The 362-nt window shown below is 53.6% G+C and carries 1 protein-coding gene; it reads left to right on the plus strand.

The features are described from left to right. On the plus strand, positions 1 to 362 hold a 362-nt coding region (locus KNP71_RS15820), incomplete at both ends, for a helix-turn-helix domain-containing protein (RefSeq protein ID WP_214831062.1).

Below are 362 nucleotides of genomic sequence, written 5' to 3' on the forward strand. Positions count from 1 at the left end.
ATCAAGAAGTATACTAGTCATAGCGAGTTAACAGATTCGAGAAAAGGGAGGGATCGAGCTATGACAAAAGGGAGAAAGACCACATTCGAGGAACGCATGGAGATCGTCAGGTATTGCCTGGACAATGGACGGAACTATCAACGGACGGCCGAGATATTCGCCGCGTCGTACCACCAGGTCTACGGCTGGACGAAAAAATATGACGCCGACGGCGTGCACGGGCTCGAGGACCGCCGCGGACGGACGAAGCAAGAAGAGGAACTGACCAACGAAGAGAAGCTCGAACGTCGCATCCAACAGATCGAGCGGGAGAACGAGCGCCTGCGGGCCGAGAACCTGTTCCTAAAAAAGTTAGAGGAGAT

The organism is Exiguobacterium sp. s56 (genome assembly GCF_018618255.1).
Classification (GTDB): domain Bacteria; phylum Bacillota; class Bacilli; order Exiguobacteriales; family Exiguobacteriaceae; genus Exiguobacterium; species Exiguobacterium chiriqhucha.